The sequence below is a fragment of the Asaia siamensis genome (genome assembly GCF_014635085.1).
GTDB lineage: Bacteria > Pseudomonadota > Alphaproteobacteria > Acetobacterales > Acetobacteraceae > Asaia > Asaia siamensis.
Window position 1 is genome coordinate 170,442 of the sequence record NZ_BMCH01000004.1, and the last position, 19,596, is coordinate 190,037.

At 57.7% G+C, this 19,596-nt stretch carries 16 protein-coding genes; 7 read left to right on the forward strand and 9 right to left on the reverse strand.

Features of this window, described 5'->3' with window-relative positions:
- The first annotated feature begins 9 nt into the window (after positions 1-9).
- From IEV53_RS08850 to IEV53_RS08860, 3 genes are read left to right on the forward strand one after another with little or no spacing between them, the layout of a single operon-like run.
- The gene (locus tag IEV53_RS08850; protein WP_188426425.1) at positions 10-804 is read left to right on the forward strand and encodes a class II aldolase/adducin family protein; all 795 of its coding nucleotides are present in this window, start codon (positions 10-12) and stop codon (positions 802-804) included.
- 8 nt (positions 805-812) lie between these two features.
- Positions 813-1,394: a cysteine dioxygenase family protein gene (locus IEV53_RS08855; protein ID WP_188426426.1), complete on the forward strand. Its 582-nt coding sequence runs from the start codon at positions 813-815 to the stop codon at positions 1,392-1,394.
- Complete coding sequence (locus IEV53_RS08860) at positions 1,391-2,980, forward strand: rhodanese-like domain-containing protein (protein ID WP_229719785.1); 1,590 nt, start codon at positions 1,391-1,393, stop codon at positions 2,978-2,980. The genes IEV53_RS08855 and IEV53_RS08860 overlap by 4 nt, the downstream gene beginning before the upstream one ends.
- A 320-nt stretch (positions 2,981-3,300) precedes the next feature.
- On the opposite strand, the gene IEV53_RS08865 is transcribed toward IEV53_RS08860, so the two are convergent.
- From IEV53_RS08865 to IEV53_RS08875, 3 genes are all read right to left on the reverse strand, one after another.
- Entirely contained in the window at positions 3,301-3,738 is a 438-nt protein-coding gene (locus tag IEV53_RS08865; protein WP_188426428.1) for a hypothetical protein, read from the reverse strand.
- 696 nt (positions 3,739-4,434) lie between these two features.
- Positions 4,435-5,397, reverse strand: a complete 963-nt coding sequence (locus IEV53_RS08870) for an ABC transporter substrate-binding protein (RefSeq protein ID WP_188426429.1) — start codon at positions 5,395-5,397, stop codon at positions 4,435-4,437.
- On the reverse strand, positions 5,394-6,533 hold the full coding sequence (locus tag IEV53_RS08875) for an acyl-CoA dehydrogenase family protein (protein ID WP_188426430.1): 1,140 nt from the start codon (positions 6,531-6,533) through the stop codon (positions 5,394-5,396). Before IEV53_RS08875 ends, IEV53_RS08870 begins: the two co-directional genes overlap by 4 nt.
- Before the next feature lie 174 nt (positions 6,534-6,707).
- On the opposite strand from IEV53_RS08875, the gene IEV53_RS08880 reads away from it, so the two are divergent.
- Entirely contained in the window at positions 6,708-9,134 is a 2,427-nt protein-coding gene (locus IEV53_RS08880) for a TonB-dependent receptor (protein ID WP_188426431.1), read from the forward strand.
- Positions 9,135-9,260: 126 nt separating this feature from the next.
- On the forward strand, positions 9,261-10,349 hold the full coding sequence (locus IEV53_RS08885) for an LLM class flavin-dependent oxidoreductase (RefSeq protein ID WP_188426432.1): 1,089 nt from the start codon (positions 9,261-9,263) through the stop codon (positions 10,347-10,349).
- Positions 10,350-10,497: 148 nt separating this feature from the next.
- Here the strand turns inward: IEV53_RS08885 and IEV53_RS08890 are convergent, their stop codons facing one another.
- The 5 genes from IEV53_RS08890 to IEV53_RS08910 all read right to left on the reverse strand — a co-directional run bounded on the left by IEV53_RS08890 (position 10,498) and on the right by IEV53_RS08910 (position 16,823).
- Positions 10,498-12,726: a TonB-dependent siderophore receptor gene (locus IEV53_RS08890; RefSeq protein ID WP_229719786.1), complete on the reverse strand. Its 2,229-nt coding sequence runs from the start codon at positions 12,724-12,726 to the stop codon at positions 10,498-10,500.
- Positions 12,719-13,843, reverse strand: a complete 1,125-nt coding sequence (locus tag IEV53_RS08895) for an LLM class flavin-dependent oxidoreductase (protein WP_188426433.1) — start codon at positions 13,841-13,843, stop codon at positions 12,719-12,721. The genes IEV53_RS08890 and IEV53_RS08895 overlap by 8 nt, the downstream gene beginning before the upstream one ends.
- A gap of 93 nt (positions 13,844-13,936) precedes the next feature.
- Positions 13,937-14,272 carry a 4Fe-4S dicluster domain-containing protein gene (locus IEV53_RS08900; RefSeq protein ID WP_188426434.1) on the reverse strand — a complete coding sequence of 112 codons (336 nt, stop codon included), beginning with the start codon at positions 14,270-14,272 and terminating at the stop codon, positions 13,937-13,939.
- Entirely contained in the window at positions 14,269-15,840 is a 1,572-nt protein-coding gene (locus IEV53_RS08905; RefSeq protein WP_188426435.1) for an FAD-dependent oxidoreductase, read from the reverse strand. The genes IEV53_RS08900 and IEV53_RS08905 overlap by 4 nt, the downstream gene beginning before the upstream one ends.
- Positions 15,837-16,823, reverse strand: coding sequence for an aliphatic sulfonate ABC transporter substrate-binding protein (locus IEV53_RS08910; protein ID WP_188426436.1), 987 nt, complete (start codon positions 16,821-16,823; stop codon positions 15,837-15,839). Before IEV53_RS08910 ends, IEV53_RS08905 begins: the two co-directional genes overlap by 4 nt.
- A 147-nt stretch (positions 16,824-16,970) precedes the next feature.
- On the opposite strand from IEV53_RS08910, the gene IEV53_RS08915 reads away from it, so the two are divergent.
- Together IEV53_RS08915 and IEV53_RS08920 are read left to right on the forward strand one after the other, a co-directional pair.
- Positions 16,971-17,798: an ABC transporter permease gene (locus IEV53_RS08915; RefSeq protein WP_188426551.1), complete on the forward strand. Its 828-nt coding sequence runs from the start codon at positions 16,971-16,973 to the stop codon at positions 17,796-17,798.
- A complete protein-coding gene (locus IEV53_RS08920) occupies positions 17,798-18,532 on the forward strand; it encodes an ABC transporter ATP-binding protein (RefSeq protein WP_188426437.1) in 735 nt (244 codons plus the stop codon). Before IEV53_RS08915 ends, IEV53_RS08920 begins: the two co-directional genes overlap by 1 nt.
- Positions 18,533-18,545: 13 nt before the next feature.
- Here IEV53_RS08920 and IEV53_RS08925 read toward each other — a convergent pair whose 3' ends face one another.
- Positions 18,546-19,469, reverse strand: coding sequence for an aliphatic sulfonate ABC transporter substrate-binding protein (locus IEV53_RS08925; RefSeq protein ID WP_188426438.1), 924 nt, complete (start codon positions 19,467-19,469; stop codon positions 18,546-18,548).
- Positions 19,470-19,596 lie beyond the last annotated feature (127 nt).

Below are 19,596 nucleotides of genomic sequence, written 5' to 3' on the forward strand. Positions count from 1 at the left end.
GTCCTGACTATGAGTGTTCTCGCACCCGAAAAGACAGCACCTGCCCGCGTTATCCGGCTCAGGCCTCGCCCTGAGCCACAGAGCTTTGAGGAGGAGCGGCTGCACCGCAAGCAACGGCTTGCAGCGACGTTCCGGCTATTTGGCCGATATGGTTTCGATCAGGGGCTGGCCGGGCATGTGACGGCGCGTGATCCCGAGTTTCCGGATCGGTTCTGGATTAATCCGCTTGCGGTTCATTTCTCGCAGATCAAGGTTTCGGACCTTCAGCTGGTCGATCGTGAAGGGAATATCCTGATCGGAGACAAACCGATCAATCAGGCGGGCTTTACCATTCACTCGGCCATTCACCGCGAACGGCCTGATGTGATCGCTGCCGCACATACCCACTCGACCTATGGCAAGGCATTTTCCACCCTCGGGATCGAAATTGCCCCACTGACACAGGATGCCTGCGCCTTTTATGAAGATCACGCGGTTTTCGACCCGTTTTCCGGCGTCGTTCTGAATGATGATGAGGGCGATCGTCTGGCGCGCACTCTCGGCCAGCGAAAGGCGCTCATTTTACAAAACCACGGCCTTTTGACTGTCGGACCAACTGTCGAAGCAGCCGCATGGTGGTTTCTCGCCATGGATAATGCCGCCCAGACACAACTGCTCGCTCAGGCGGCGGGGGAAACGCGACCTATCGCTCCCGATATCGCCCGTCTGACCGCGAGCCAGGTTGGTACGCATCAGGGTGGATACTATTCCTTCCAGCCTCTTTGGGACTGGATCACGGCGGCAGAGCCCGAACTTCTGGATTGAGCACTTCCATGGCAAGCATCACCCCTTTGCGGGAATTTGTGGAAGCGTTCACGGCCCTCATTGATCGCAATGAGGGACAGGAGCGTATTCTCGACCAGGGGGCAGTGCTTCTGCGCAGTCTGATCGCGCATGATCGCTGGTTGCCGGAGCAGTTCGCCCGTCCTGACCCCGAACGCTATAGCCAGTATCTGCTCCACGCTGATCCCTACGGTCGGTTTTCGGTGGTGAGTTTCGTCTGGGGGCCGGGTCAGACCACGCCCTTGCACGACCATCGTGTCTGGGGTCTGATCGGCATTCTCCGTGGTCGTGAGCGCGAGGAAAGCTACACCCGCACCGGGGCAGGTTTCGTGCTGGAAGCGGAAGAGATCCTCGAGCCCGGCCATGTCGGACTCCTGCGCCCAGGCGAGCGCGATTATCATCGCGTCTCCAACGCGCTTGCTGATGAGACCTCGCTCTCCATCCATGTTTACGGTGCCAATATCGGCGCTGTCGCGCGCGCCACCTATGACATCGAGACCGGGCAGGAGAAAATCTTCATCTCCGGCTACTCGTCCGATGTTGTGCCCAATCTATGGGATCTAACGAAATGACAAGAACCATATCGTCCGAGCTTGTGCGGGCATCCTTGCGCGAGGGGCGCGAAATCGCGCTGATCGATCTGCGTGAAGAGGGGCCGTTTTCACGCGCTCATCCGCTTTTTGCGGTCAGTATTCCACTCGGCAGGCTCGATCTTGATATCAATCGCCTCGTACCGAGGGGCGATGCGCCGATCGTGGTCTATGACGACGGAGAAGGCTATGTCGCCCGGGCTCTGCCGCTTCTTGCGGCGCTGGGCTATGGCAATGTTGCGTCGCTTGAAGGCGGCCTCGCTGGCTGGCGTGAGAGTGGCGGCGAGATCTTCATTGACGTGAACGTGCCGTCCAAGGCTTTTGGCGAGCTCGTCGAGCATGAACGTCAGACGCCCTCACTTCCTGCAGAAGAGCTGGAGAAGCGCATCGCAGAGGGCGAGAATATCGTAATTCTCGATGCGCGGCGTTTCAGCGAATATGAAGTCATGTCCATTCCCGGCGGACGCAGCGTTCCAGGCGGAGATCTTGCCTACAGGGCACGCGATAATGCGCCGTCTCCTGACACCACCATCGTGGTCAATTGTGCCGGGCGCACACGGTCGATCATAGGCGCGCAATCGCTCGTCAATGCGGCCCTGCCGAACCCCGTCTTTGCCTTGCGTAATGGAACGATCGGCTGGACTCTCGCCGGGTTCGACGTTGCGCGCGGCCAGCATGAAGCGGGCGCCCCGCCAAGCGCAGATCATGTGGCTCTGGCCCGGAAGCGGGCTGAAGAACTGGCTGAAGCGACCGGTGTCAGAACGCTCACGCCAGCAGAATTTCTTGCGTTGCAGGCGGACAGAACGCGCACGCTTTATCGTCTGGATGTGCGTTTGCCGGAAGAATATGCGGCGGGGCATCTTCAGGGTTTTGCCTCTGCGCCGGGTGGTCAGCTCATACAGGCGACGGATGAGTGGATTGCCGTGCGTCACGGCACGATCGTGTTGAGCGATGATGACGGCGTAAGGGCGCGCATGGCCGGACACTGGCTGCGTCAACTCGGATGGAACGAGGTCTATGTGCTGGCCGAATGGGGAGATCTCGAGCTGGCGACCAATACTGGTGCTAAGGATGTCTGGCCGGGCGCTTCGTCTCCCAGTATCCGCGTCGTTTCGCCGCAATCCTATGCCAATGAGGCGGAAAAATCTTTTCTCGTCGATCTGGCGACGACCCCAATCTATCGGAAAGGGCATATCCCAGGCGCGGTGTTCGGGACACGGGCGGAGCTTGCAACACAGCTCAAGGCACGGGAAATCGGGCGAATTGTCCTGACCTCTCCTGATGGTCGTCTGGCCGCGCTCACCGCGCCCGAACTTGCTGCGCTAGGGATCGATGTGCGTGTGTTGCAGGGCGGTACGGAGGCCTGGCGTGCCAAGGGCTTTGCCCTTGAGGCGGGACTTGATGAAGCACGCGCTCTGACATCAACCGACGATGTCTATAAGCGCCCTTATGAGGGAACAGATAACGGCGCTGCGGCGATGCAGGCCTATCTCGACTGGGAGTTCGGTCTTATCGCGCAGCTTGAGCGCGATGGAACACATAATTTCCGTGTTTTGGGTCCAATCTGACCCGATCGCGATAGACCTTGACAGACTGACGCCAGTGCGATCCATGTCGGACTGGCTATTCCTTCTCGTCGATCGGTGATGTTATGTCGGTTGGTGCAGTTCGATAGAGAACTGTGAAGAGTATTGAGGTGCGAAGAGCGGCCGGGGTGCTCTGATAGGTCGAATCCTTGGTCCGGTGGATAAGGACAAGCAGGTGCCCCTTGCAATTGACTGATAATAATTTCAGAATTACAAAACAATACTGTAATATAAATAAAAACTTTACATGAAAACAATCAATAGCATCGAAAGGAAAATAGAAATATTTGTAAAAGTGTATATTAATCAATAATCTTCCTGAATATACAGATAATATTTATTGAACTTAGAGTTGGAAGGTACTCGAATGCATAAGATTTTTCATCTCTATAGTATCGGTCCAGTGGGTTGCTCGTTCTTTTCAGAAACTCGTTATAACACGGTCCCCTCGAGAAATCCGGCTCCCCCAGGAGCGTTCTCACATCATTTCTGGACATTTCAAAACGCAGGTCAAAAGGCAATGTTCCGCCATACCGACCATAATCAGTTTCTGCATATTCCGCGTAGAGAAAGACAGATTGTATAGTGTTCTCTTTATCAAGATTCATCGAAATGCCAGCCGCAGGGAGGCCTATGGATTTATCACCCGATTCTTCGTCGAAATAATCGCAATAAAAAAGATCATGTATCGGAAATGCCGCTATATTCTCTCCGATATACTGCCATGGTGGCTTATGCATTGATCATCCTCTGATTGTGTCAAAGTCTTTGTGTTTTTTTATTTTTGGACAACCCTGGCCCGCGATAATGTTTTCCATAAGCCCTAAGACCTAGTGTTCTGGCAATGCCAAATCCACTGGGTTTTGATCAATGCGAGATGTACTACTCTTTCTCCTTTATGTGGTAAAAACTGTTGCGAGCCACTTGGCTAAACATAACGGAGGCTGCTCTATGAAGGATCAGAAGAGGTATGTTTTTAACGGTAACGTGCCGACCCGCCGGAGTATTCGAGCCGTGACACGCCTGCTGATCAGCTTTAGAAAGCGGAAAGATCTGTGGGTAGGCCGCATGATCACCGACAGGCCGAAGTGTCACGAAAAGGCCTGACGGCAGATTGGTCTTTTCGCACGTTATCTCCGGCGCAAGGGCCTGAACAATCATGCCGAAGGCAGCCGTCGGCCCTCGCAGAGACACGAGCGTATCATGCAGAAATTCTGCTCATCCGGTGGGTGTCAACGCTTCGCTTCTATCTTCTCCGTTATCGTGAGTTTCTTCTCTTTACCGGCTGGCAGCACTATCGCCATGACCCGTCACACCCTCCAGATCAGGGTTTCAGCCAAATCGAGCGATGCAACTGCTTTTAGCTTGCCAACAACCTTTCCGTGGGCTTCGGATAACCGGTTTCAGTTGACCTGGCATCACCGCTTCATCGCCTGTCAGCCGTTCAGGAGGGAGCTCAAGGCTGGCGTGAATACCGAGGCGAGGTTCGGGTTGGGGGGCAGGGCGCCAGCGCCGCCGAGGGTATGGGCGACCTCTGATGCTGTGGCGATATCAGATGGCTTCCATGGCCGCGTGTGATAGGCGCGGTTCATGTGATTGAGATAGGAGAGGACGAGCGGTTCGGGAACATGCACGTCTGGTGCGACGGCGCGCGCCCAGCGGGGTTTGTCGGCATTGAGCTGCGAATACGCCTTGCCTAGGCGATTGATGTAATCGGCCGAGGCGGTCTTGAAACCTGTATCGCCAAGATGCTGCGGATTGATGCCGATGAAGTAATGGCCAGACAGGATATCCTCTGCGCTTTCAAGGATACGGGCGCTGTTATCTGCCTCAAGAATTTCGATGGCATAGCCATAGGTGGCCCAGGCGTCGAGACTGCCGGATTTCAACGCCGTCAGACCCTCGCTCATGCCGAGGGCGACAGGAGTGATATCGGCCAGCGTCATATTATGCCGTGCCAGCATCTTGAGCAGAAAATACTGCGTGGTGGTCGAGCGGATGTAGCCCACGCGCTTGCCGCGCAGATCGCTGAAGCTTTTGAGCGGTGATCTGGTCGGAACCAGAACCGCCTGATTGGTGGTTGGCCCTTCGAGCGTTGCTGCCACTGCGACACGCGCACCGCTTGACGCCGCGAACACCATCGGGATCTCACTCCAGGCACCAAGATCGATCGCATCGGCATCTATCGCCCGGGCGATCAGATTGCCGGAATTGAATTCGCTGAAAACGACCTTGTATGGGAAGTCATCAAGCCCCGTCGTTCGCAGGAGCGTCTGATCGGCGCCACGAAACGTCGCAACGCGCAGTGTTACCTGCGACAGATCGTCGGCAAAGCTGCGCTGTGGCAGGAGTGTCGCGGCGGGAATGCTGGCCAGCAGGGCTCTTCTGGAGAGTTTCATACGGGTCTGTCCTGTTGCAGGGCCGCACGACCGGCGGCAGAGAGAGCGATATCGGCCTGGGGTGTATGGATACGGGCACACAGAACATTGCGGTAATGGCGCTCGAGCGGGTTATCCCTCGTGAGGGCGGGGTTGCCGATGGCGGCGATACAGCGCTCCACGGCCCTGATCGCATTTTCGGTCACGATATGTTTGGTGAGATTGGCCTCTGTCGCGGTCGCTTCGCGCCGCTCCTGACGGGCGATCTGATGGGCGATCAGGGCCTCGTTACTGAGCAGAAGGGCCTCGATTTCTCCCGCGATTTCATGAAAGCGCGGCAGCGTGGCGAGACTCTGGCCAAGATTGGCAGGTGTGCGATCGCGCAGGAAACCGTGAAACCACTCGACAGCGGCTCTCGCCACGCCGTCATAAAGGGCGGCAATCACCACGCCATGCCAGGCGGCCAGATCGTCTCCATGGCCTTTCCAGTCGTCGGGCGCGCGTAGCTCAAGCAGATGCTCATCAGGCACCGACACATTCGTGAAGGAGATCGTATGGCTGCCGGTGGCGCGCATGCCGAGATGGTTCCAGCTCGGCTCAATCGAGACGCCATCCTGGTCGAGCGGAACCAGAACATGGCCGACACGGGGATGGGCCTCGTCGGTGGCTGCCCAGACAATTCCCCAGCGCAGCGCGGTTGAGCCGGTCGAATAGATCTTGCTGCCCGTGAGCACCCATGATCCGTTCTGACGGCGCAGGACGGTTGCAGGGATACCGCCTCGCGCCGGGGTTCCAAGCGCTGGCTCGACACGCAGTGCATTGATGAGCGCCCCCGTTCTGACAGCTTCTTCAGAAATCAGCCGATGGGTCGCTTCAGGCCATTGCGCCGATGCGGCACCGGCATGTTGCAGATATTGCATCGAGAGAATCAAAGCCGTTGATGGGTCTCCTTTCGCGATGGCCGAGATCACACGCGTCACATCACGCAACCCTGCGCCTTTTCCACCAAATTCGGGTCGAACTGTCAGGGCCAGAAGCCCTGCCTCGCGCAGATCGGCCAGATTGGCAGTGCAGATTTCTCCCGACTGATCATGAGTGGCTGCGCGACGGGCAAAAGCCGACGCGAGCGTTTCGAGCAGGGGGGCGGAAACCGTCATCTGTTTTTCTTCCTCTGGGCCGGACCTCTGTATCGGGTCTTTTCTATGGACCGCTCCCCGGAAAACAAAATGAGGAACAGTCATGGGTCATATTTCACTATTGAATGTTGTTGTTTGTTGAAATATACAATCGTTGCACAATAAATACGAGGCCTATCATTTCGGAGAGCCTCGATGACCCCGCTTGCACGACACGTCGCCCCTGCTTCTGCGCGGAAAGGACAGACAGACCTGTTTCGTCTGCTGCTCTGCACGAGCACTTCTGCGGCACTTGTCTGCAGCCTTGTGGCCACGGCTCACGGAGCGACGCGAACCCAGTCCGGCAGTCAGGCTGGCCTGCCGTCATTCAATGACAAGCACCAGACCCGCAGGAAGACGGATACAGCGCTCAGGAAACCCGCTGCGGTAAAACCCCGGCAGCAGGGAAGTTACCTACCTGCGGGAAGTGAAACGCTGGTTGTAAGCGCGCCGTCACGTGCCGATCATCTGGTCGATCAGGCGCAGAAGACGGCGCAATCCATTTCCGTTCTGACAGGTGACAGGCTTCGCGCGCTGGGCGTGACCGATATGCGCCAGATCAGCAATCTGACCCCCAATCTCTACCAGCCGCGTGCCTCAGTCGGTTATTCGGCTACGAATTACTTCATTCGCGGCATCGGAGAACTGGACCCTCAGGGTGAGCCATCGGTCGGGACCTATATCGACGGCGTCTATCTGCCACGCACACTCGGCACGATGCAGGAATTGCTCGATATCGAGGCTATTGCCATCAGCCGTGGTCCGGTTGGTTTTACGGAAGGCCATCAGGCCGAAGGGGGCGCCGTGCGTATCACGACGGAAGTGCCAACCAACCGCACCCATGTTTCGGCGCTTGCGGGCTATGGTTCTTATAATGAATATCGCCTGAGCGTGGCTGCCAGCGGTGCGCTGCTCAAGGACAAGATTTATGCCAGTATCGCGCTGAACCATCATGGTCGTGGCAGCATCGACCACAATTACACGCTCAATCGTGGCGAGAATAATATCGATTACAGTCAGGGACGTGGCAAGTTACGATTTACGCCCAATGAACAGCTCGACATCACCCTGGCTTTCGATGGCACGATCGATAACAGCACCAATCGCGGTTATGGCAACCTGCTGAATCCCTATCGCTACGGTCTGTATTCGCGCATCTATCCGAAAAACAATTACAACGAGGCCGGATTTACAGGGAACATCAATTACATCCTCGACTCCCATCTGACGCTGCATGGCACCACCGGCATACGCGGCTATGACATGAAGGGAGATTACGATAATTTCGGTGACACCTATATCCGTGCTTCGCAGCTTCTGTCCTATCGTGACCGCGCCTACTCGCAGGATGTGCATCTCAAGGGCGATTATGGCCGCTTTTCCTTCACCACAGGCGCATTTTTCTTTTACGAAGACTGGTTTACGCAACGTCGGGCCAATAACGCCGCTGGGACACAGACCAATAATCCGGCGCTGATACGATATCAGCCTGTTTATGCCGTGATCGATCAGCTTACACGCAACTGGGCGGTTTACGGCGAGGCGCATTATCGCCTTACCCCGACGCTGACGGCCACGGCCGGGCTGCGCTTCAACTGGGAAAACCACTCGAACTCCGAGCAGCTTTCCTATCTCGTTGCAGCGTCTCCCTATACGCAAGGCGTCGCCAATAATCTGCAGACACTCTATTCCGCCACACCGGGCCAGCAGGCCTGGAGCGCCGGTGTGACCCGCAGCTGGACGCAGCTACTGCCGAAGGGGGCGTTGACCTGGCAGGCGACATCGCGGCTCATGCCCTACGTCTCTATATCCCAAGGGAGCAAATCCGGCGGCTTCGACTATCGGGCACAGACGCCCACCGCGCTCGGCAGGTTGCAGGCCCTCTTGCCCTACAAACCCGAAATTCTGACCACCTATGAAATCGGTGCGAAGACGAGACCGATACCCGGTATCCTGACCGCGAATGCCGATATCTTCTATAACGATTTCCAGAATATCCAGGTGACCACTCTGGACCCTGCCTCAGGCCTGACGAGACGCTACAATGCGGGCAAGGGTCACTCTGTCGGCGCTGAGTTCGAGACAACAGCGCAGGTCACGAAAGGCTGGGAGATTAACGGCACGGCATCCTGGCTGTTTGCCCAGCTCGACAGCTTCGCCGGTACTTTCAGCCAAACACGCCTGGCTAATGGGCAGACGCTCAACGGCACGCCGCGCGCGGGTGGCCCGCTGCCCTATTCGCCCCGTTTTCAAATGCATGCAGGCACGAGTTACAGCTTCGCGGTGCCTCGTCTGCCCGGTGCCTGGCGGGTCGGGGCAGATATTTCCTATCAGTCGAGCCTCTTCACCGATGCATTGACCAACGCCCAGACACGCCTGCCAGCCCAGACCTATGTCAACGCAATTGCCGCCTGGACGAGCGCCAACCACCGATGGACGGTGACAGTCAACGGCCGGAATCTTCTGGACCATCGCTACCCTCAAACCCTCAGTTTTGTGCAGGGGGGAGGCGTGCCGGTCTATTATGCGGCGGCATTCAACGATCCGCGCACAATTTACGGTTCCGTCGAATTCCGTCTTTGATGAGCAAGCACGGGTCAGAACGCGTACCCATTGGAAAAACTGAAGTCTCTCAACACCCGAACTCGTTTGTCCTCGTGCCGAATTGGCGCTCGGATGACGTCGCATGCTTTTGCGGAGTCAGGATCCATGTCGGTCAAATTCATCGGGTATATCGGGTTCAACAACAGTTCGGAGGTTGATCAGGGCACGCGTAACCGTGCCCTCGACCTCGATTACGTGCGTAATGCCCTGCGTGTGCAGGAAGAAGGGGGATTTGATCGGGTTCTCATCCCGTTCGGTTCCAACACGCCGGAGAGCCAGATTGTAGCGGCTTATGGCGCCGCCCTTACCACAAGGCTTGGTTTTCTCGTGGCTCATCGCCCCGGCTTCACGCAGCCTACACTGGCGGCGCGGCAACTCTCGACACTTGACCAACTCTCCAACGGGCGCATAGCCGTTCATATCATCACCGGTGGCGCGGATGAGGAAATGGCCCGTGACGGCGATGTCGGCACGACCAAAGCCGAACGTTATGCGCGCAGTGATGAATATCTCGATGTTCTTCGTCAGGAATGGCAGGCTGACGCGCCCTTCGATCATGACGGACGTTTTTATCGGATACGCAAGGCGCAGAGCGCCATAAAGCCAGAGCATCTACCGGTATTTTTTGGAGGAACGTCTCCCGAAGCCATCGAAGTGGCCGGGCGTCATGCCGATGTTTACGCTACCTGGGGGGAAACACTGTCTGCCACCCGGGAGACGATCAGGCGTGTGCGGGCCTCGGCAGCCCGTTATGGACGCTCGCCGGGGTTCTCGCTGTCGCTCAGGCCGGTCATTGCCGCCACCGAGGAAGAGGCCTGGCGCAAGGCCGCGTCTATTGTCGAGCGTGTGCGCGAGGCCCGCATTCGCCAAGGCCTGCCGATCCGCGATCATGCGCCGCCCAATGATGGCTCGCGCCGTCTTCTGGAAACGGCTTCTGCTCTGCGTCAGGATGAAAGGCTCTGGACTGGCGTCGCCCAATTGACGGGGGCGGCTGGCAATTCTACCGGGTTGGTCGGTACGCCTGAGCAGGTAGCTGAAGCCATGCTCGAATATTATCGTCTGGGCGTCGATCATTTCCTCATTCGAGGGTTTGACCCCCTCGGCGATGCGGAAATCTATGGGCGTGACCTTTTGCCAGTCGTCCGGGAGAAGATCGCGGCCTATGACGCGCTGCAGTCGGTGCAGGCCGGCTAGTTCAGGCTGCGCCGCGACGGCGCTTCTTGTTCGCTCTCTTTTTTCCTTCCCTGCCGTCAGATGATCGCAGGGAAGGGAACAAAATCAGAGTGCATTCTCTTCTTTTACAGCCTATGGCGTTGGCGCGCCGTGAACAGGGTCGGTGCCCTCAGAAATCAAGACGAGCGCTCAGCGTCGCGGTGCGTGGCGCGCCCGGGAAGAGGCCGCGATTGCCGCGACTCACCCAGTATTGCACATTCCCGATGTTCTGCGTGCCCGCTCTCAGCGTCAGCTTGTGCCGCCCAACGTGGGTCCAGTAACTCGCACCGACATTGCCGACGATATAGGAGGGCAGTCTGAACGTGTTGGCAGCATCGAGCCAGCTTGACGATACGTAATTGAACCCGACGCTGAAAACGAAATTTCTGATGAAAGGGGTAGCATAATCCGCGCTGAAGGCTGCCTGGAACGGTGCGACGGCCTCAAGCCTGTGCCCTTTATACCCCGCAGCCGCTTTTACATAGCGTGCGTCGAGATAAGTCAGGCTTCCGCCGATGGTCAGGTCGCGTGTCACCTGCCAGCCCGCTGATGCTTCGACACCCTGATAGCGCGACAGACCATCCTGCACGTAATAGTTCTGCGCATTGGTGTACGCAGCGCCCGTATCAAGCCGGTAAACCGCCAGGGTACCGCTCCAGCGTTTCCTCTGAAGTTTCAGTCCCAGTTCGTATTCCTGGCTGCGGATCGGCCCGAATACCTGCATGTAATTGACATTGGTCGTGCCTGCCTGACCGCCGCTTTGCATCGACTCAACATAGCTGAAATAGAGATTTACCCCGGCATCGGGCTTGTATGACAGAGAAACGATTGGTGTCACCGGGTTATTGCGGTGTGCAGCGCTGATACTGCCTGAGGGCAGGAAATCGTTCTCGTGATAGTCGGTATAACGCCCGCCCGCCATCAGCGACCAGCGATGCCAGCTGATCGTGTCGGTCCAGTAGGGTGCAAGCTGCATATAATCGACATAGCGATAGAGCTTCGGATCATAGGCGGTGGCGTTGGTCAGGGTCGGCCGGTCGATATGGATATTGCCATATTCCTTGACCGTTCCCGTGCCAGAGGCGGCATCAGCGTCAAAGATCTGTCGCAACCATGTGAGACCAAAACTGACGTCATGACGCAAGGGTCCGGTCATGAAATGTCCGTTCAGTCCGGCATTCACCTGATGGTAGGTGAGAACCCGTGTCTGCTGAAAGCTCTGATTGTAATAATCGCCAGTGGGGCTGGTAAACGTCACCTGATTTGACGGAAAACGCTCATCGAGATGGGTGTATCCGTAGACTACCGAGGCCCTCCAGTCTTGGGCGATATCCCAGTCAAATCCTGTACTAAATCTTTTGAGGTCGTTCGTTTTCCACGAATTGGCAGCACCAAAAGGGGCTCGACCGCTGATTGTCTCAAGCGATGTCAATGTATTGGAGACTGCAACACCGTTTACCATGCCTTTTTGCAAGGTGTTCATGTAAAAACTCTCAAAATGCCAGTGCAGACTGTCAGAAAGTCTGACGCGCGTCGTGAATGAGAGAGAAAGATTGCGCACAAAGCTCTGATTGTACTGGTCGCCCACTTCGCTGCCGAAAGAGAAACGTGTTTCTACGCGATGGGCATGGTCCAACGATCCGCCAATATCAAGCATTTGTCTGAATACAGCATCAGACCTGTATCCTGCCTCTGCGGCGATCTGACGATCTTCGACCGGGGCCTTGAGTTGGTAATCCAGCACGCCGCCTGGCGAGCCGAACCCATACATGAAGGCTGAGGCACCTTTGACCAGTTGTAGCCGGTCAATATTGGCGAGCGGTATATCAATATACCAGTAAGGAATTGCCAATCCATCAATCTTGTAGCCATTGGTCCAGTCGAGATTCAGTCCGCGAACGCGAAAACTCGACCCAGAAGCTGTCGACCCTCCATTGGAATTCTCCTGTATTCCCGGCTCGTAACGGAACACATCATTGATATCCGCAGCTTGCAGTTTCTGTATCTGGGCAGCAGAAGCAGAGGCGATTGAAAAGGGTGTATCGAGTTCTGACCGGGTCCCCAGGATGCCGAGTGAAACTTTTCCCGCCAGTCTGGGTGCGCGCGCGTTGGCGTGTACTGTCACGGTCTCGGGCGATTGTGCGGAAAGCGCAGGGGCCTTTCCTCGCGTCTGGCGACCGGCCCCTGCGGGGCGGTTCGTTCTGTGTAGGGGGCCGTTATGCGCCCCGGTCTTTTCCTTGCTTTTTCCGGCGGGAGTAGCCGCATGGGCAAGGGCTGTGGAGCAGAGCGCGAGGCCAATGGCAGACAGAGCCATGCGTGTATGAAGCGAGGATGCTGTGTAGACAGAGCGTTTAGCCATGAGACAGTGACGCCTCTTCTTTTGAGACGCGCTCCCTGACAAGCGGTATCAATTCCTTGCCGTAAATTTCTGCATCTGCCAGTGGATCGAAACCCCGTATCAGGAAGGTCCCGATGCCGAGGCGATAATAGGCAAGCAGAGACTCCACGACTTGTTCGGCGGTGCCCACGAGGGACGTCGAGTTCCATCGTCCGCCCGTGAGCCTGGCCACCCCGGTCCAGAGACGGGAATCATGGCGATCACCCTGCGAGGATAAAGCCTGGAGGCGGCGGGATCCGGCATTGCCGGGTAGGTCATCGCCAGTAATCGCGGTTCCGGCAGTATCGAGCCCACTTTGCGAGCCCTCAAGCGTAAGCTTCTGGCGTGCGATGATTTGCGCTTCGATATCATGCGCGCGCTCCCAAGCCTGCTGTTCCGTCGCACCAATGATGGGCCTGAAGGAGATTGAAAAACGGGGCTTGCGCCCGTGCCTCGCTGCACTGGCGGTTACACGATCAACGAGCTCTCTCGCCCCGGCCAAAGACTCTCCCCAGAGCGCATAGGCGTCGGCGTGGCGCCCTGCCACCGTAATGGCCTCTTCGGATGCGCCGCCGAAGTAGATAGGGATCGTTTCAGCGTTAAAGGGGCGTACTTCCGAAAAGGCGTCCTCGATATTGTAATAGCGACCCTTGACTGTGAATGGCACGGTTGACGTCCATTCACTTCTGAGAAGGGTCAGATATTCATCCGTACGGGCGTAACGTTCCGCCTTCGACAGATGGTCACCGTCTGCCTTGAGTTCCCGATCGTTGCCACCTGTGATGATATGCACAGCAACACGACCACAACTCAGATGATCAAGTGTCGCGAGCTGTCGGGCGGCAAGAGTAGGGGCCGTGAAGCCTGGACGGTGGGCGATAAGCAGACTTAGTCTTTTGGTCACTGAGGCCGCATGCTGCGCAATCAGCAAGCTGTCTGGTGCGCTGGAATGAAAGGCAACGAGCGCCCGGTCAAACCCCGCACGCTCATGGAGCCGTGCCGTGGTCTCGATATAGGCCGGATCGACATCTGGACCTTGGGGAGAAATGATTTCGCTCTGCTCTCGAGCAGAGACATAGCCGATAAATTCGACAGACATAGGCGTTCCGCTATCTATTTTCCGATAACGAACTATCCCCCACCGGCGCTGTAATCAGGAACGATTACTATTCAATCAATACATGAACATTGTTCAAGTGCGCGAGCGGGCCAGCGCAAACACATCTCCCATTCGCCAGTGTTCGTTGCGATACTGCGCGTCTTCTGCCCAGCTCCCCCAACCGGAATCACGCCGGTAATCACCCGTTGCGACGTCAATAGCGGTAAGGTCATGTGTGGCAGTGGCGTCGGGGTGCACGAAAAGTGCATCCGTCTCACAGTAAAGCTCGCATAGAAAGCAGGTCTGGCAGTCCTGTTGACGTGCGAGCACCGGCACACCGCCAGGACCGCCATCAAAAACATTGCTCGGACAGATCGTTACGCACTCGCCGCAAGCTGTGCATTGTGCCTCAAGAATGAGCTCGATCATGCGTGAACTGCCTCCCTCCGGGACTGCACGTGCTCCAGCCCACTACTGATGACATGATAGGCGGGAACATCCGACGCTTTGGTAATCGCATCTTCACGGCGGTGCATGCCGAGCGTCTCGGTACGCTCCAGAGCACTCGCTGTGCACCATCGCGCCACGGCGAGAAGGGCCTGCGTCTCGCGTCGCTGTTGCCGCTGCCGCCAGGAGCCTCCAGGCGCCGAATAGGTCAGACTGTCATGGCAATTCTCGAGTGCATTTCTCGCGGCTCTCAAATTCCCCGCATTGCGGGAAAGCTGGGTGGGGGCATCGAGCATCACTGCCTGGATCTGCTTGCGTATGGTTTTCTCTCGTGAGTCAGACCCGTTTTGTCCGTTGGAGCATGCCTCATTATCGGTGAAGGGTTCCAGCTCTCCGGTGCTGACGTGTCCTTCTGCCAGAGCAGCCTCTGCAGCGAGGCAACCCGAACTGAGCGCCCAGGCGGCATTGACGGCCCCACCGCCACTGATCGGACCGGTCACACTTTCACGCGAGGCAACATCACCTGTTGCATAGAGCCCCGGCACCCCTGTCTGCCAGTTTTCGCCTTTTAACCTGATACCGCCCACGCCCCTGATTGTCCCTTCGCCAACGAGATCGATCGGAAAACGCTCCTGGAAGGGGTCTATCCCCTGACGACGAAAGGGCAGCATGACGTTGGGTGAGATAAGAGGCAGTTGAGCGCGGACCGTCTCTGGAGCCGCCGAAAGATCGCAAAGAACCCTGCCTTGAGCGAGCGCCCGTGCCACGCCAAGAAAGCTCTGGCCTTCTGCATCCGGTGCAATTTCCTGCCCTGCATTGTCGAGATAGCGCGCAAAGCTGTAGATCATGGCGCGCGACATGGTGGTGTTATGGGGCACGATGCTGAAAATGGATGAAAACTCCATTCCTGAAAACTGCGCGCCAGCTTGCGCGGCCATCAGATGCCCATCGCCCGTATTATTCGCCGCGCCAAGCAGGCGAGACTGAAAGGCGCAGCCTCCTGTTGCGAGAATGACAGCACCAGCTTGTGCGCGGTAAGGCCCGAGCGCCCCTTGGAAATGGACGCCGTAAGCCCCTGCAACGCGCCCCGCCTTGTCACGCAAGAGACCGAAAACCGGGGAGTGATCGAGGATCTGGACACCCGCAGCGAGGCAATATGTACGAAGCGCCCTGAGATATTCCGGCCCTCTCAGGGCGTTGAGCCGGATCCGACCGCTGTCATCGGGCTCGTACTGATAATGACGGCCGATATCCGGCAGGGTCTGCCATGTGCGAGCCATGATGCGATGCATCCATGTCGCTTCGCCGAGCCCTTGCGCTTTATCGAGGCGGGCTTTTACTGCTTCTTCCCGAGCGCCGGGGAGAGGGGGAACCCACCAATGACCGGGGCCCGCCGGTGCGGCAACGCCAGAGGTGCCGCAATACCCCTTCTCAAGCAGCAGCACGCGTGCACCGGCACGTGCCGCCGTCAGAGCGGCCCAGCAACCCGATAATCCGCCGCCAATGACAAGGATATCTGACTGATGATGGTGGAGCCCGCCCTCGTTCACGGGACAAAGCTGCGGTCAAAAGCGTCGTCCAGCTTTCGCGACGGGTTGACAAGTTGCGCCTTGCGGTAGGTTGCGATCACACGGGCTTCTTCATTGACCGTTTCATTGGTGATCGGCCCGGGCGCGGTGATCTGTTCCTGCGCCACTTTATTGGCGACATCGGGGGGCAGACCAGTTTGATGTGAAAGCAGCGCAGCGAATTCCTGCGGGTGGGCGCGCCCCCAACCATAGGCCTGCGTGATGCGCTTAAGGAAAACCGCAATCTGCGGATGCTTGTCAGTTATCGCCCGCGTGCTTGCGACCATGAAGCCATTATTGGGCATGACATTCTGACCGTCAGCCACGACGCGCGCGCCGGTTTGGGCGGCGGCGAGCGTCACATAGGGCTCCCAGGTTGCCCAGGCGTCGACTGCACCGGAGTCGAGCGCCGACTTGGCCTGTGACGGTGGCAGAAAGACATAATCAGGGTGCTTTCCTGATGCGCTGTCGAAAAGACTGAGCGCCAGCAGGTGACCGATCGAGCCGCGCCCTGTCGCGATTTTCCGCCCTGCCAGATTGCTGAGGCTGTGCACCGGGCTTTGGGCTGGCACAATGATGGCGGTCATATGCCCACCGCCGCGTGGCGGCAGAAGCAGGACAGCGCGGGCCGGAATGCCCGCAGCCCAGGCGAAGAGATAGGGCCCGTCACCTGCAATGCCCAGATCGACAGCCCCGGCACCCAGCGCCTGAAGGAGCGGGGCCGCGGCATCGAATTCTACCCAGCGGATGTCAAACCCGAGATCCTTGTCAGCATGCGCCGCCTGAAGCAGGGCGCGTTGCATGCCGCGCTGATCGGCCACCACCAGCGTCTCGGCTTGCGCCGCGCATGTTGTTGCCCCCACGACGAGGGCAGCGAGCGCAGCCACGCGATGCGCAAGGCGCGGGTATGGACGCGCCAGGAAAGGGCGAAGGGAAGGTCTTGCGACCCGTTGTTTGAAGATCATGGGTCAGTCGTAGCGAGGCCCGGGCGGCGAGAGGAAGCCAAAATACGCTCAAGAGTGACATATGAAAAATTTAACTGACTGAGATGATATTAAAGTCTAGCATATCCATAAATCACATATAAGGAATGTGGAATGGTCGAGCTGGTCATGAACCTGTTTCCCGCGCGCACTGCCTCGCATCAGCGAAGCCTGAGTACTGGCGGGCTGCTTCGGTTCTGCCGGCGCTACCTGTCGGTGGCCCTGCTTCTGGTGCTCTGGCAGGCAGGAGCGCAGGCGGGGCTTATCCCGTCGCGCCTGCTCGCCTCTCCAGTCCAGATTGTGCATACAGCATGGTCGCTCACTCTGGACCGTACACTTCCGCAGAATCTGCTCGTCTCTCTCGGGCGGGCAGGGGCTGGACTTGTATTGGGCATTGCCGTTGGCGTTGCGCTCGCCCTTGTTGCCGGGTTGTCCCGGGTTGGTGAAGACATTGTCGACGCGCCCATGCAGATGGCGCGTACCTTGCCCGCTCTGGCGCTGGTGCCGCTTTTCATTCTGTGGTTCGGCATCGGCGAGCTTCCGAAGATACTGCTCGTAGCTCTGGGCGTGAAATTTCCCGTCTATCTTAATCTGTACAAAGGTATACGCAGCATCGACCCGAAGCTGATCGAACTTGCCAAGACTCTCGGCTTGTCGCGGTGGAAGATCATTCGCGATATCATCATACCCGGAGCGCTGCCCGATCTTCTGGTTGGTATCCGCTTTGCCGTGGGTATCTCGTGGCTGATGCTTGTTGTTGCTGAACAGGTGAACGCTGATAGCGGCATTGGCCATATGATGATGGACGCCGAAGATTTCTTGCGGACTGATATCATCCTTGTCGGGCTGGCAGTCTACGCCGTGCTCGGTCTCCTATCCGATCAGATCGTGCGCCTGGCCGAAGGACGCCTCCTTACATGGCGTGGGCGGACGGCAGTGCAGGGAGGCACACGCTGATGAGCGCGAACTCCCTGACAAAGGCCGAATTCGAGCTTGCCGGGAATGCGGTAAGCATACGCCATTTCACGCGACGCTTTGGTGAAACAACCATCCTGCGCAATCTCAATCTTGATATTGCACCGGGCGAGTTTGTCGCGCTTCTTGGGCATAGCGGCTCAGGCAAATCCACCCTGCTACGTGCCCTGGCCGGACTTGATACGGTGGAGGAGGGGCAGATCGACCGGCCTTCAGCCGTTTCGGTCGTTTTTCAGGAGCACCGGCTCCTGCCTTGGAAAAACGTGACCGATAATGTCACGCTGGGTTTCGATGGCAAAGAATGGAACGCTCAAGCCGAGGCGATACTGCACGAAGTCGGGTTGGGACATCGTCTTGATGCATGGCCGCTTACCCTGTCTGGTGGCGAAGCCCAGCGTGCCGCGTTGGCCCGCGCCCTCATTCGTGAGCCGAAGCTGTTGATGCTCGATGAGCCCTTTGCGGCACTTGATGCGCTCACGCGACTGCGCATGCAGAAGCTGGTTCTCGACCTGTGGAAGCGTCATGACTGCGCCGTCCTTCTGGTCACGCATGATGTCGATGAGGCGCTCGCTCTTGCAGACCGAGCCCTTGTTCTCGAGCGTGGCGAAATCCGCACAGAGGTCGAAATTCCTCTCGCCCGCCCGAGGCGTCATGCCGATCCGGCGTTCGAAGCCTTGCGCGAGCGCTTGCTGCACGCGCTGGGGGTCACATCGTGACCCCGCAATAGGCTCAGCGATAAGGAGTTATCGCAGGCAGCGACGGAATGACCCCGGAGTCCTTGAGGCCTCTGGCGACATTCATCTGCTCGTCAATCATCGACTGGTCCATGCTGTGGAAACCGAAAGACCGGGTTGAGAGCGCATGGCTTACGGCATCCAGCGCAAGCCCGGTCTCCTTTGCGAACAGGGTCGCAACCTGCGCCTTGTTCGCCATAGCCCATTCATCTGTTTGAGCGATGGCACTCGAGACCGCAGCCACGATATCATGGGGCTGCTGCGCAAAAGCTTTGCTGATCAGGAAAAACTCGCGGTTATTGACTATGCCCTCAGCGGTGGTCAAAATTGACGTCTGATCGTTGAGCGCGCTTGAGAGATACGGGTCCCATATTGCCCAAGCGTCAATGTGACCATTTTCGAAAGCCGCCCGGGCAGCGGGCGGGGTCAGATAGCTGACATGCACATCGTGAAAGCCCAGCCCGGCGCGCCTCAAGGCCTCCAGCAGAAACCAGTGAACATTGGACCCACGATTGAGTGCGATACGCTTGCCCCGCAGATCGGCCACCTGCCGTATGGCGCTGTCTTTGCGCACCAGAATGGCTGCGGCATCTGGTGCCGGGGGTTCGTAGCCGAGATAAACCAGCCCGCCGGGCTGTGCGGCCTCAGCAAAGACGGGCGGGGCATCACCCGTCTGACCCAGATCTATCGCGCCTGCCGCCAGAGCCTGCAGCAATTGGGGGCCAGCCACGAATTCCGCCCAGCTGACATTTATGCCGTGGGGAGCCAGCGCCTTTTCCATCAGACCGAGATGCTTGGTGACGATCAGTGTGCTGTAACGCTGATAGCCGATACGGAGAGTAGGGGCCGCCTTCGCAGCAAATGGAAAGAGTGCGGCAGCGCCCGCTGCGATCAGGGTGGCTCGTCTTGTCACTGTCATCGCGCAAATCCGATCGTAAAAACCAAAACAACGATAGTTTGTGGTTGTTAAAAAAATCTACAATTCGATCTAGATAATTTTTACCTGATCGTGAAGAGATGTTGCCACGATCAGGGGCGACATCCGG